This window comes from Cyanobacterium sp. (assembly GCF_054166785.1).
This window is the reverse complement of the sequence record NZ_JBSZCP010000043.1, coordinates 69,597-82,648: the sequence shown is the minus strand read 5'-3', so window position 1 is coordinate 82,648 and position 13,052 is coordinate 69,597. Positions and strand designations below refer to the sequence as shown.

General features: G+C 36.5%; 14 protein-coding genes and 1 tRNA gene. 6 read left to right on the top strand and 9 right to left on the bottom strand.

The window, feature by feature from the left end:
• Positions 1 to 113, bottom strand: a 113-nt coding sequence (locus ACXITR_RS09060) for a helix-turn-helix domain-containing protein (RefSeq protein ID WP_457995976.1), incomplete at its 3' end; no start/stop codon positions are given.
• A gap of 255 nt (positions 114 to 368) precedes the next feature.
• Between ACXITR_RS09060 and ACXITR_RS09055 the strand changes: the two genes are divergently transcribed.
• Entirely contained in the window at positions 369 to 1,772 is a 1,404-nt protein-coding gene (locus ACXITR_RS09055) for an efflux RND transporter periplasmic adaptor subunit (protein ID WP_457996902.1), read from the top strand.
• Between the two features lie 74 nt (positions 1,773 to 1,846).
• Entirely contained in the window at positions 1,847 to 2,392 is a 546-nt protein-coding gene (locus tag ACXITR_RS09050) for a hypothetical protein (protein ID WP_457996901.1), read from the top strand.
• Positions 2,393 to 2,410: 18 nt separating this feature from the next.
• Here the strand turns inward: ACXITR_RS09050 and ACXITR_RS09045 are convergent.
• A tRNA-Arg gene (locus ACXITR_RS09045) sits at positions 2,411 to 2,484 on the bottom strand.
• A 42-nt stretch (positions 2,485 to 2,526) separates the two neighbouring features.
• Between ACXITR_RS09045 and moaC the strand changes: the two genes are divergently transcribed.
• Positions 2,527 to 3,015, top strand: a complete 489-nt coding sequence (gene moaC / locus ACXITR_RS09040) for a cyclic pyranopterin monophosphate synthase MoaC (protein WP_457996900.1) — start codon at positions 2,527 to 2,529, stop codon at positions 3,013 to 3,015.
• Here moaC and ACXITR_RS09035 read toward each other — a convergent pair whose 3' ends face one another.
• Positions 3,016 to 3,315 carry a Mo-dependent nitrogenase C-terminal domain-containing protein gene (locus ACXITR_RS09035; protein ID WP_457996899.1) on the bottom strand — a complete coding sequence of 100 codons (300 nt, stop codon included), beginning with the start codon at positions 3,313 to 3,315 and terminating at the stop codon, positions 3,016 to 3,018.
• Positions 3,316 to 3,511: 196 nt separating this feature from the next.
• Positions 3,512 to 4,063, bottom strand: a complete 552-nt coding sequence (locus tag ACXITR_RS09030; protein WP_457996898.1) for a photosystem I assembly protein Ycf4 — start codon at positions 4,061 to 4,063, stop codon at positions 3,512 to 3,514.
• Between the two features lie 235 nt (positions 4,064 to 4,298).
• Here ACXITR_RS09030 and ACXITR_RS09025 point away from each other — a divergent pair, with 235 nt between their 5' ends.
• Positions 4,299 to 4,907, top strand: coding sequence for a TerD family protein (locus tag ACXITR_RS09025; RefSeq protein WP_457996897.1), 609 nt, complete (start codon positions 4,299 to 4,301; stop codon positions 4,905 to 4,907).
• 16 nt (positions 4,908 to 4,923) lie between these two features.
• On the opposite strand, the gene ACXITR_RS09020 is transcribed toward ACXITR_RS09025, so the two are convergent.
• The 3 genes from ACXITR_RS09020 to ACXITR_RS09010 all read right to left on the bottom strand — a co-directional run bounded on the left by ACXITR_RS09020 (position 4,924) and on the right by ACXITR_RS09010 (position 7,553).
• Complete coding sequence (locus ACXITR_RS09020; protein WP_457996896.1) at positions 4,924 to 5,610, bottom strand: DUF4230 domain-containing protein; 687 nt, start codon at positions 5,608 to 5,610, stop codon at positions 4,924 to 4,926.
• A gap of 63 nt (positions 5,611 to 5,673) precedes the next feature.
• Positions 5,674 to 6,777, bottom strand: coding sequence for a tetratricopeptide repeat protein (locus ACXITR_RS09015; protein ID WP_457996895.1), 1,104 nt, complete (start codon positions 6,775 to 6,777; stop codon positions 5,674 to 5,676).
• A 65-nt stretch (positions 6,778 to 6,842) separates the two neighbouring features.
• Positions 6,843 to 7,553, bottom strand: coding sequence for a 16S rRNA (uracil(1498)-N(3))-methyltransferase (locus ACXITR_RS09010; RefSeq protein ID WP_457996894.1), 711 nt, complete (start codon positions 7,551 to 7,553; stop codon positions 6,843 to 6,845).
• A 176-nt stretch (positions 7,554 to 7,729) separates the two neighbouring features.
• Here ACXITR_RS09010 and ACXITR_RS09005 point away from each other — a divergent pair, with 176 nt between their 5' ends.
• Positions 7,730 to 9,280, top strand: a complete 1,551-nt coding sequence (locus ACXITR_RS09005; RefSeq protein ID WP_457996893.1) for an NAD(P)H-hydrate dehydratase — start codon at positions 7,730 to 7,732, stop codon at positions 9,278 to 9,280.
• Positions 9,281 to 9,422: 142 nt separating this feature from the next.
• Positions 9,423 to 10,535, top strand: a complete 1,113-nt coding sequence (gene menC / locus ACXITR_RS09000) for an o-succinylbenzoate synthase (protein WP_457996892.1) — start codon at positions 9,423 to 9,425, stop codon at positions 10,533 to 10,535.
• A gap of 31 nt (positions 10,536 to 10,566) precedes the next feature.
• Here menC and ACXITR_RS08995 read toward each other — a convergent pair whose 3' ends face one another.
• Positions 10,567 to 11,808 carry a M16 family metallopeptidase gene (locus ACXITR_RS08995; protein ID WP_457996891.1) on the bottom strand — a complete coding sequence of 414 codons (1,242 nt, stop codon included), beginning with the start codon at positions 11,806 to 11,808 and terminating at the stop codon, positions 10,567 to 10,569.
• Positions 11,809 to 11,924: 116 nt separating this feature from the next.
• Positions 11,925 to 12,992: an LOG family protein gene (locus ACXITR_RS08990; protein ID WP_457996890.1), complete on the bottom strand. Its 1,068-nt coding sequence runs from the start codon at positions 12,990 to 12,992 to the stop codon at positions 11,925 to 11,927.
• Positions 12,993 to 13,052 lie beyond the last annotated feature (60 nt).

The window sequence follows — 13,052 nt, the reverse complement described above, 5'->3', positions numbered from 1 at the left end:
CGTTCATACAAACCGTGATTCCATACTGACTTACAGACATCAAGATTATGCTCAATGATTTCTATTTGCTTCGCCGTAGGTTTTAGCTTGTAGTTGAACGTTAGATTCAGCATCTGCTGGGGGTTGTTAAACTAAATGGTAGTATACCATCTATGCTTACAATTTATTAATATATCTTGTAATAAATATAAAGCCGTCATGAATGACGGGGTTTTATACCCAAAATTTTTGATAATAATTAAAGGGGGGAACAATGATTCCCCTTTTTTGTTCAAAAAAAATATGGAGATGTGATAAATTTTATAATCCTTAGTAAGGTTTTATAATAATGTGTAAAAATTGAACTATATACAAAAACCATCTAATTTATGACAGTCAGTAATGTTGAAAAAGAAAAAAACCCTCTCCCTTGGATTATCGGGGCGATGATTGGGGGAATATTATTACTAGGCGGTGCAACCTATGGCATTTTGAATCGTCCTAATGCCACCAGTCGGTTAGATGAAAACACAGTATTAGTTACCCAACGACCACTAACCCTTGAAATTAGAGCTAGTGGAGTGGTTCAGCCTGTACAAAGCGTCAATATTAGCCCCAAAAACCCCGGTATTTTAACCCGTTTATTGGTCGAGCAGGGTAGTATTGTTCAAGAAGGGCAACCCATCGCTGTAATGCAAAATGAAGAACTTTTTGCCCAAGGGGCAGGGGCCCAAGCAAGGTTAGCAGAAGCCCAGGCAGGCGCCCAAGAAACAGACATTAGAACCCGTGCAGACTTACAAGTATTGGAAACAAGATTGGCTCAAGCCATGGCTACCCTTGAGGAGTCAAGAAGACGCATTCCCCTACGCTCAGAGCAAGCGCGATCGCAACTTAGGGAAGCAGAATCAAGACTAAGACTCGCTGAAATTCAAACCCAGAGAAATCAAGCCCTCCTCCAAGAAGGGGTTATATCCCAAGATGAATTTGACCGTGTTGCCAATGAATTTTTGGTAGCCCAAGCCCGAATCCAAGAAATAGTACAACGGATTCAGGAAATAGAAAACACCGCCGAGCCAGAAATTAGACGACTAGAAGCCAACGTTGCGGAAATTCAAGCCTCTATCCAAGAAAGACAGCTAAGGGGAGAAGCCGAGATTGAGCGCCTCAGAGCCAATATTCAAGCCGCTGAAGCTAATTTAAAAATAGCAGAAATCCAATTTCAAGATACCTTTATCACCGCGCCCTTTGATGGTATTGTCACCCAGAAATTTGCCTCCGAAGGAGCTTTTGTAACCCCCACCACCTCCGCTTCCGCCACCACCTCTGCCACCTCTAGTTCCATTATTGCCCTTGCTAGGGGCTTAGAAGTGATTGCCAAAATTCCTGAAATTGATTTGCGTCAAATAGAAGCGGGACAACCTGTGCAAATCGTAGCTGATGCTTACCCTGATGAAGTCTTTGAAGGTATTGTACAAAAAATTGCCCCCGAGGCGATCGTGGAACAAAATGTAACCTCCTTTGAAGTAACCATTGCCATTCCCCAACAACAGGAAAAACTATTATCGAGAATGAATGTGGAAGTAACATTTCTAGGAGAGCAACTAAACAACACCCTCACCGTGCCTACCGTCGCCATCGTCACCGAGGAAGGAGAAACAGGAGTAATGGTACCCGATGAAAATAACGAGCCTGAATTTCGCCCCGTAACCATTGGTATATCGGTTAATGATCAAACTCAAATTTTAAGCGGATTAAGCTCTGGAGAAAGGGTTTTTGTAGATTTATCAAACTAGGGATATAAAAGACTAATTTTTGAAAATTACCATTAATGACATCATATATTAAATCAATTATTTTATCGTAAAAAATGAATATAAATTGGGAACAGTTAGCACAAATTGAAGAGTTAAAATCTTATTTTGAAAAAGATGAAAAACAGTTTAAACAACAGGTAACAAGTTACTTGGAAGAATGGGAAAAAATTAGTTCTGAAGATCTTGATAAATTAGCTTTTTTAAGGGCTTTAGAAATTACCAACGGATGTACCCAATGGGCCTATAGAAGACAAGATCAAGAATGTCTTTCTTTGGAAAAAACTAGGGAATGTATGCACTTATCCATGTCATCTATTAAAAACAAAAAGATACCCCTTGCCAATGGTGAGTTTATTACTTTTTCTCCAGAAATAGAGGAGTTAATTGACACAGGTAGGGATTTATATATTGAGGCTTTTAAAAGAAATTTGGCGAGAAAAACCCAAGAATTTTATGCTCTTTCCACCGCTCAATTTTTAATTTATGGCAAAAAAAGAATGGATGAGGCTTTTACTAAAATTAGAGATAATTATCTTCAATATTTCGGTGATTTCTACATAAATAAAGGTATTAACTATGTAAGACCCTATTTACCATAGATTATAGGAAATTTAAAACGGGCGTGGAGGGACTCGAACCCCCGACCTGCTGATCCGTAGTCAGCCGCTCTAATCCACTAAGCTACACACCCTTAATTTAGGCACTTATATATAATAACCAATAGTTTTTTAAAATGCAAGATTTTTCTGAAAAAAAATTGTCCCATTTGGACGAATCTGGCTCTGCTCAGATGGTGGATGTGTCTGAAAAACAAGTGACTGTGCGCGAGGCGATCGCCCTTGGGCAGGTAATTATGACCAAATCGACCTTTGAGCAAATAGAAGCGGGAAATGCCCCCAAAGGAGATGTATTAGGTACCGCAAAAATTGCAGGTATCATGGCCGCCAAACAAACATCAGCCCTAATTCCCCTATGTCATCCTTTACCCCTGAGTAAAATTGAAGTCACCATCACCCCCGATGAGCATTTATGTGGTTATCAAATTCGGGCAAGGGTAAAAACTGAAGCCAAAACAGGGGTAGAAATGGAAGCCTTAACGGCTGTATCGGTTACGGCACTGACTCTATATGATATGGCAAAGGCACTGGAAAAAACTATCACTATTCAATCCATCAAATTGATTAGTAAAACAGGAGGAAAATCAAAAATAGTGAATCAATAATTACTGACAATAAGGGGTTATATCTTCCCCTATTTCACTGAGAAAAGATAACGCACGAAAACGCAACATCATCAAGTCTTCATACAAAGGATTTAATTTACAAAGAGGAGGAATGGTAAATAACTTTTTGTTAAATAAATAAATATCTTTAGCAAAAGGGCATTGATTAGGAATCAAACTAACAATTTTTTTTGCCATGGTTTTTTCTCTAATATCCCAGTTACCCAACTTTTCTTTGATGATATTTAAAGGTGTGAAGGGAATTTGTCTGAACAATTGACGATAAGTAAAATTTATCATGACTTAATTTATTGATTGCTTTTGCTTAACTATCTTTTAGTGTAGCCATGGATAAGTTAAATAACAATATAAGTTCAATATATATTTTTTGTATCTTTCATAAGAAAAACTAAAGGGTGAGCAATGCCCACCCAAAATGATAAAGTCTAATAATGGTCAATTGTCCATTCCTTAATGAGCAACGCCCTTCAAATATTTATAAACCCTCTAAAGGTACAGTGAGAAAACGGGCTAATTGAGCGCCTTGATTTTCTAAGGTAGAAAGGGCGATAGGCTCACCCACAGGAGTGAGAGGAATATCCCTTTTAGGTTTTACCCGTAAATAAAGAGTTCTTTTTGGATTTAATCCTTCTTTTATTTCTGCCCTAATAGCTTGAATATCATCCATTTCATAAACTATTTTTACCTCACGATTTTTACCTAAAAAACCTTGTCTATAAATAGTTACTTTTCCTTCTTTTTTGTCAAATTTATTATAGCCACTACCTACATTTAAAAAGATGTTTAACCATAAATAAGAAGCAAGTAATGTACCCGCCACACCATAAAAACTTAGGGCTATTCCTTGGGGTACAAATTGAAGTCCTGAAACATCGCTAACCTTTAAAAAATCAGTGTGAAAATAACTAGATAATCCTGCGAGTAAAAAGCCTACTCCACCAATGGTAGATGCGATCGCCACTAGGTAATTACTAAGACGACGAGCGCCTGAAATCTTTTGTTTAAAGATAAAATCGTTAACTTGCATTCCTAAAAAACTAAAATAAAATTGTTTATTAACATGAACGAAAGATTGTTGCCCTAACAGCCATACAAGCAACTATCCTTTTAATCATAAATCTATTATAACCTTTGTTGGACTAGGTTTTTGTTTGGTCAATAAATCTGATAATTCTTGATAAACCAAGTTAAAGAAAATTAACAATTACCTCAAAAATAAGTGAGCTACAATTGGGATTAAAAAGAGAGTAAAAATAACAACCATGGCAATTAATTTACAAAAAGGACAAAGAATTTCCCTAACAAAAGAAGCTCCTCAATTGCAGCAATTAATGTGTGGTTTAGGGTGGGATGTAGTACAAAAAAAAGGCGGTTTCTTATCGGGGTTATTTAGCACCACCAATAGTAATTTTGACTTGGATGCTTCGGTAATTTGTATCAGTGAAAATCAAAAAGTCAGACACGAAAAAGACGTTATTTATTTTGGCAATTTAAGACATTATTCCTCCGCCATTATGCACCAAGGAGATAACTTGACAGGGGAAGGGGATGGGGATGATGAGCAAATTATGATCAATCTAAGTCTATTACCCCAAGATATATATAAAATTGTAATTGTTGTTAATATTTACGACCCTTTTAACCGTCAACAGGATTTTGGGCAGGTAGAAAATGCCTTTATCCGTTTAATAAATTTAACCAACCAAAAAGAAATTGTCCGCTATACCCTTTCGGGAGGAGAATATGCAGGGCAAACGGCGATGATTATGGCAGAATTAACTCGTAAAGGTAATGATTGGGAAATGGATGCCAAGGGAGATGGTTTGAGAGTCAAAGACTTAGCCGCCGTCGTAAATCTCTATAATAAATAAAATCCCATAGTCAACTTCAGCCTTTACACTGCTTAGACGTAGTTGTTTTAACACGTACAGAATCATACCCAGCATTGTCCATTAATTGACTAACGGTTAATATAGCCCTTTGGTTAGCTTGGGCAAGAATATCAGCCTCACAGGCAGATTCTACCACTTTTTTAAGGGTTTGCCGTTGGGCTTGGGTTTGTAAATCGGGAGCAACATCAGGTCCTAAACCCAAAAATCCCCTATGATAATCATATACTTGGGATTTAGTGACATCTATTTTAGAGTCCAAAATTTGGGGGGCAGGTAAGGTAATAGTCAAAATGTTATCTTCTAGGGCAATGCTATGCTCGTCAATTTTACTCAAATCTATTCCAGCCCTAACTTCTCCCCTTGCTAGATATAATAAATTTGTTTCACCGATTACCCAATCTCCTATTTTACGACTAGAAGAAGTAGGCACAACGGCATCCATGACAAATACGGTGGTGGTTAATTCGCTTACCCCTTGAATTTTTTGGATAATCAGCCGAGAGGTATCGATTTCGTTGGAGATGGTGGGAAATAGATTTTTCCATCCTTCTAAAATTTTGTTGCTGGTATGAAAAACAGAAAATAAACCAACGGTAAAAATAATACTGACTCCGCTTTTGGTGAGAAATGGTAAAAGTTTAAAAGAGTCGGAGGAGTAGTTAGGAATTTTTGAGCTATTCATGGATTGGGTAATAAGTAATGGATAATTGAGAATAAAAATAAAAAGCAAAAAAATAATGGTTAATTATTTACTGTCGAGCAAGATAAGGGCGCTATAGAGTTGGAATGCTTCATCCCATAATGTTTCTTCTTTCCTAAAAATGTTGATATTTGATTTTACTTGTTTAAGCATTTCAGGAAATTGGATAGCACCTTCGGCGAAGGGGGTAAAGTTATTATGGGTTTTTACTTCACTAATTTTATCATTTAAAAATCTAATTAGGGTTAACCATTTATCTCGACTGGTTTTATCTTGGTTAAATAGGTTAATACCTTGGTCAAATTGATAGATATAATCACTAAATCGCAGTATTATGTCATTTTGGGGAAGGTGTAAGTCGCAAAAGTTTATATAGTCGAGGGTTTCTTTTTTTCTGGTAAGTTTTCGTTTAGCATTGGTATGCACTGTCATTTCAAAGATGGGTACTGTAGCATTAATTTGATTAATTATCTCTTGAGGGTTGAAGGTAAATTCTATTTCTTGGGATGAGTTATCGTTACATAATACGGTAATTTTTTCTTCAATTTTGGTTACGTATTTTACTTGATAAACTATGAGATTATTGATTTCTTTTACAGAGTAACAAATGGAGTTAATATTAATGCTTTTAAACTCTTGTTGATAGTAGTTTAATTCTCCATAATTTCCTGTTTGATATAGTCTTAAATTTCTGGTAGGTATTTGTAGTTTAGCGGTGTAGGGGTCAACTTTTATAATTTCGGCAAATTGTTTTCCTACCATATTTTTTTCTTCTGGGGGAAGGGGTTTTAAAACTAATATGGCTAGTTCGTTACTATGTTCATTTTCTTGAAATTCTGCTAGGGTTTGTTGTTTTCTTTCTTCTCTTTTCTTATTTTCTTTTTCTTTTTGGATAGTTTTTATTTGTTTGATTCTTTCTAAGCCATCACGAATATTTTTGGTAAGTTGAGGGTGAGGAAATACGCTATCTTTAATTACTTGACGATATTTATTTTCTGCTTCTTCTATTAAATGGCTTTTTTCGGCAATGAGTCCATAATAATAGTTTTTCCAGAGTAGTTCTTCTCCTTCTGAGGATAATTTATCTGTTAATTCTTTGGCTTTTTCATATTCTTGGTTATCAATGTGGGTAATAATTTCTGGAAACATTATTTAATCCTCTTTCATGGGTTATTTGATGGCGAATAATGGTTTTTATCTTGTACTTAAAAAAATTATTTTTCGGCAAGGGAGGCTATTAACGACATAATGGCAATGGGGGCAGTAACTGCCCTTAGTATTCTTTTTCCTAGGGTGATGGGTTGAAAATTATGGGCGATCGCACTTTGTAACTCTTTTGTAGTCCATCCTCCTTCACATCCTGTGGCAATGGTAATTTGAGAGGGTAAATCCATGGGGTTTATAGAGTTAATAAGATGTTTTTCGGTGTTACGGGCAACGGCAATAAAACGGGGAGAATCTTCTTCTATTTGCTTAATGGCTTCTAAAAAAGGTAGGGGAGGGGCAATATAGGGTACTATTAATCTTTCACATTGTTCCGATGCTTCCTCAGCAATTTTACGCCATCTTACTAATTTATTTTCCTTCGGTTTAACTAAAGTGCGATCGCCCATTACGGGGTATAATCTACTAACTCCTAATTCTGTGGTACAACGGACAATATCATCAAAACCACTCCCTTTGGGTAGGGCAACCATAAGGTTAACTTGAATGGGTAACTCCCGATTCTCTTCAATTTTGGCAGTAATCTCTCCCCCATTAGCCGTCAATTTCACCTGCCAACCATCCCCCTTGCCATTGATAACAATAAAAGATTGTCCATCATTTAGTCTTACCACACGACGTAAATAATGTTCTTGGTCAGGGTGTAATATAATTTGGTTATCCTGTCGTTGACTCTCCGTAATCACTAGCCGATATAACATTTCGTTGAAGATGATTTTTAGTCAAAAAAAATTACTCTATTTAACCTCAATTCTGAATAATAATTTTCAAGGTGATGAGGTTTGCTGGTTACAGGTAACAGATTTAAAATACAGTGATTAATAAAATAAGAAATACTCTTTCATTGTCCATTGTCCATTGTCCATTGTCAATCAATATGTATTCAAACAAAACCACCGTTTTAGTTACCGCCGAAGAAATGAGGCTAATTGAGGAAGAAATTTTCTCCGCAGGAATGCCCGTGGGTAGTTTAATGGAAAAAGTATCTTTAAAAGTTGCCCAAAAAATAATGGAATTATATCCCCTAAAAGACCATAAAATTTTAGTAGGAGTTATCGTTGGTTGTGGGCATAATGGGGGTGATGCTTTAGTAGTTGCTAGGGAGTTATATTGTCAAGGATATGATGTAGTTATTTACGCACCTTTAATAGAGAAATTTAAAGAATTAACCGCCCATCACTTTAAATATGCTTCTAGTTTAGGGATACAAATTGTTAATAGTATTAACGCCTTAAATATTTGTAATCTATTGATTGATGGTTTATTTGGTTTTGGCTTAACTAGAAAAATAACCGATAACTTAGCAGAAGATATAAACATCGTTAATAGTTGGGATAAACCTATCATTAGTATTGATATTCCTTCGGGAATCCATAGTGATACGGGGGCAGTTTTGGGGGTGGCTATTCGGGCAAAATATACCCTTTGTTTAGGATTGTATAAAAAAGGAATTTGGCAAAGTAAAGCCTTAGAATATTTAGGGCAAGTAGAAAGAATAGATTTTGATATACCTGCTAGTTTTGTTAACGATATTATCTCCGAGTCTCCCGTTACAGAATTACTAAGCCAAGAAAGAGTAAAAGACATCTTACCCTTACCCCGTCATGTGACAACGTATAAGTATAAACAAGGACATTTATTGTTAATTTGTGGCTCAAAAGAATACGCTGGGGCGGCTTTACTCTCTGCCTATGGGGCAAGAAGTAGTGGGGTAGGCATGGTGACAATGGTAGTGCCTGAGAGTTTAAAATCCCTTATTAATGCTCAATTGCCAGAAATATTAGTAATTGGTTGTCGAGAAACTCCCCTCGGTAGTATTGAAACTCTGCCTTTGTTGGATTGGGAAAAATATCAATGGGTATGTTGTGGTATGGGGTTAACAAAAGAAGCGGTGACGGTGGTTAAGCAGGTAATTAGTAGTGACTGTGATATTTTGTTGGATGCGGATGCTTTAAATATTGTGGCAAGTTATTATCTTCTGGATGAGTTAAAAAATAGGGGTGGTAAAACGGTTTTGACTCCCCATGATGGAGAATTTGAGCGTTTATTTCCTGATTTTTCTTTTGTGGGTATGGCTGATAGAATCGAGGAAACTAGACAAGGGGCGATCGCCCTTAATGCTACAATCTTAAGGAAAGGTGCGAAAACCATTATTAGCCATAATAGTCACACATGGATTATACCCCATGGCACTCCTGCCCTAGCCAGAGGAGGAAGCGGAGATGTATTGAGTGGTTTTATCGGTGGTTTACTCGCCCAAAATAGTTTTACTGATATTACGAATGTTGATACCGTGGCAGCGGCGGCTTGGTTACATCAACAGGGGGCGATTTTAGCTAGTAATGATTTATCTGTCTTAGGGGTAGATGGGGTTACTTTATCTCAATATATTCTCAAGGCAGTTAATCAATTGATAATTGATAATTGATAATTGATAATAATTTTTTTACTAACAAAGTTTTGTTTACCAGCTATTTAACAATAACAATGGGCTTAAGCCCCTTGCCCCTTTTGTCCATTAAAAAAAACTATAGTTAATTTCACCAACCAACCAACCCGAAACATTAACGATGAAAATCGAACAAATTGACTTATACCATGTGGAAATACCGTTTACTTATCCTTTCAAAACCAATGGAATTAATGTAGATAGTCATAGTTGTTTGATAGTTAAAATCCATAGTGAAGGCTTAATAGGTTATGGAGAATGTCCTACTTTTAACCAACCTTTTTACAATTATGAAACCATTACCACTGCCCATCATATCTTACAAGATTTTTTAATACCTTTATTACTTCATAAAAAAATAAACTCCCCCCAAGAAGTAATTAAAATATTATCCCCCGTCAGAGGACATCCCATGGCAAAATCAGCGCTAGATTGCGCGGTATGGGATTTATTTGCCAAGAAAAAAAAATTACCTTTATGGAAATATATGGGGGGAATCAGGGAAAAAATTCAGGTGGGGGTAAGTGTTTCTTTACAGTCTAGTATTGAGGTTTTAGTGGCAAGGGTAGATAGTTATATAGAAGAAGGCTATCAAAGAATTAAACTAAAAATCTCCCCTGATAATGCCTTATCTTGTTTAACGGCGATTCGTAAAAGTTATCCTGATGTGATGTTGATGGGGGATGCTAATTCGGTGTTTACTCTGGATGATATAGATTTATTTAAACAACTCGATGGGTTAAATTTGATAATGATTGAGCAACCCCTAGCCTATGATGACTTATTACAACATAGTCAATTACAATGCCAGATAAAAACCCCCATATGTCTCGATGAAAGCATTAATTCTGTTAATGATACCCTAAATGCGATCGCCCTTAAATCCTGTCAAATAATAAATTTAAAACAATCCCGTGTCGGAGGTATTACCAACACGATTAAAATCCATCATCTTTGTGAAAAAGCAGGGATAAAACTATGGTGCGGAGGAATGTTAGAATCAGGCATCGGTAGGGCAACAAACCTTAATCTTTCTAGCCTTCCCCAATTTCAACTACCCGCCGATATTTCCGCCACCAATCGTTATTTTAAAGAAGATATTATCATCCAAGATATAACATTAAACCCCCAAGACTCCACCATCAATATTCCTCCCAAAGCAGGAATAGGAGTTGACATTGACGAAGAGAAATTAGAAAAATTCACCATTTCCAAAATATCTTATTCCGATTAGTAGGCAATAGGCAAGAAAAGATAATTATCAATTAATTTGGCCCAACAATAGAAGTACAAAGAAACTCATCCCGTAGATACCTATTAGCCACATCCCGAATTTGTTGCACCGTAACTTGATTAATATTCTCTTGGAAAGTGCGATCGTAGTCAATACCAATTCCAAGGGTTTCATACCAACCAAAAATCTGGGCAAACTCTGAATTAGTCTGCTTACCCAAAGCATACTGCCCCAATAACTTATTTTTCGCCGTTTGTAACTCCTCAGCGCTAAGAGTAATCTCCCGTAACCGTCTTATTTCCGCTTGTAAACCCTCCGCCCCAATTTCGGCATTAACAGGGGCAGTACCCATATAGACAACAAACTGAGACTTATCTAAACGGGTAGGATAAAAAGCAGAAACATCATACGCCAACCCTCTTTTTTCTCTCAACTCCACAAACAACCGACTCGATAAACCATTACCCAAATAAGTGCTAATGAGTTTTAACACAGGATAATCCTCACTATCCATGCTAGGGGTAATATAGCCCATCATAATAATAGACTGTTGAGTTTGTTGGTCAATTTTTTGATAAGCAGATTTTGCCTCCACAGGAATAGATACCAAAGACTCCATGGGATAATCAGGATTTTCCCAATCACCAAATATTTCATTCACCATCAAAGTTGCTTGTTCGAGATCAATTTTTCCTGCTAAACTAATTACAAGGTTATCGGGACGAAAGTGTTTACGATGAAAGCTCTTTAAATCTTCAATGGTTAAATTTTTGATGCTATCTTCCGTACCAAGAATAGAAAAACCATAGGGATGTTTCCCATACATCATTTGCCTGAGTTGACTAAAGGCAAGATTAAAAGGTTGTTCTTTTTGAGAGAGAATATTTTGTAGGGTAATACTTTTTTCTAACTCCAATTCTTGTTCAGGAAAGGAAGGATAACGTAAAATTTCTGCCCCTAGCTCTAAAATTGGCTTAAAATCATCGGTGACGGTTTTAATGCTGGTAAGAAAATAATCGCTAGAAGTATCTGTGCCAAGGGCAGCACCAATGGTTTCTACTTTTTCGGCAATTTGTAAGGATGACAGATTTCTAGTGCCTTTTGCCATAACACTGGCGAGAAGGTGGAAAATTCCTGCGCTTTGAGGGGATTCCCAACGACTTCCTGCGTTACGACAAAATATTCTTCCTGCAATAATTTCGGTGGTAGGATTCTCGATGACTACTAGGGTAATGCCGTTATGGAGTTTGGTTTGTTGAATGTGTTTATTCACCGTCAAATTTTAGATATGGTTTTTTTATTTAGGTAGGGAATGGGCAATGGTGACAATATTTTAGTTTTTTTATAGTCAATTGAGTTAAAGTTTAATTATCCATTATCAATTACTAATTATCTTATGTGGGGTTGATGACAAGCAATGGTATCTAATTCAAAACTGTTAATGACGTTAATCATTTGATAGATACGACTAAATTTTCTTTCATTGAAGTAAAAACCAATGCTGGGTAAGTCGTCAATGGTGCCACTACTTTGGGAGTCGGTGGACTCGATTTTGGTGATTTTTCCTTGGGTTAATATATCGCTAAATTTATCGTTTAATATTTCTATTTGCTCATCTTTTAATTCACAGTTTAATCTCATTACAAAAAAGTCTTTGCAATACAAACTAGAATGATAAACTCGATAAAATTTACTGATTATTTCGTAGGCGGTATCAACGTTGTCGGTAATTGTATAAATATCTGTATCTTCGGGGTTAATATATCCTTCTAAGACAAGATTATCCACAATGTATTTTTGCCAATTTTGCCAATAATTTCCCCCCGGTTTATCTATCAGGATAAGGGGGATGGGGGGTTGTCTGCCCGTCTGGCACAGGGTAAGGGTTTCAAATGCTTCGTCTTGGGTGCCAAAACCGCCCGGAAAAAGTGCGATCGCATCTGTTTCTTTTAAAAAGAATAATTTGCGAGTAAAAAAGTATTTAAAATTAATTAATTTATGATCATTTTCGATGTAATCATTAGCACTTTGCTCAAAAGGTAACTTGACATTTAAACCAAAAGAGTTGTCAGTTCCAGCACCCCTGTTGCCTGCTTCCATAATGCCTCCTCCTGCCCCTGTAAGCACCATGAAACCCTCCTCCGATACTTTTTGGGCAAAATTAACGGCGAGATCATATTCAGGGGTGTTAGGGGAAGTTCTAGCAGAACCAAAAATAGTAATTTTTCTGGTATCTCTATAGTTAGAAAAAAGACGAAAACCCTTTTCTAAATCCTTCAGGGTAGCACTTAAAATTTTCCATTCTAAACGATCAATTTGTCCTCTTTTTACTAACTTAGCTAAAGAACTTAAAGATTTTTTTAGCCATTTATTATGATCATAAGGGGGCAATTCTTGGAGTAACTTTTCAACGTGTCGAGAACGATAAAATAAATCTAAATCTGATTTATTAGACAAAATATAAACCTCTGAAAAAACAAAAAAATATCCCACCATTATATAACATAGTGGGACGGG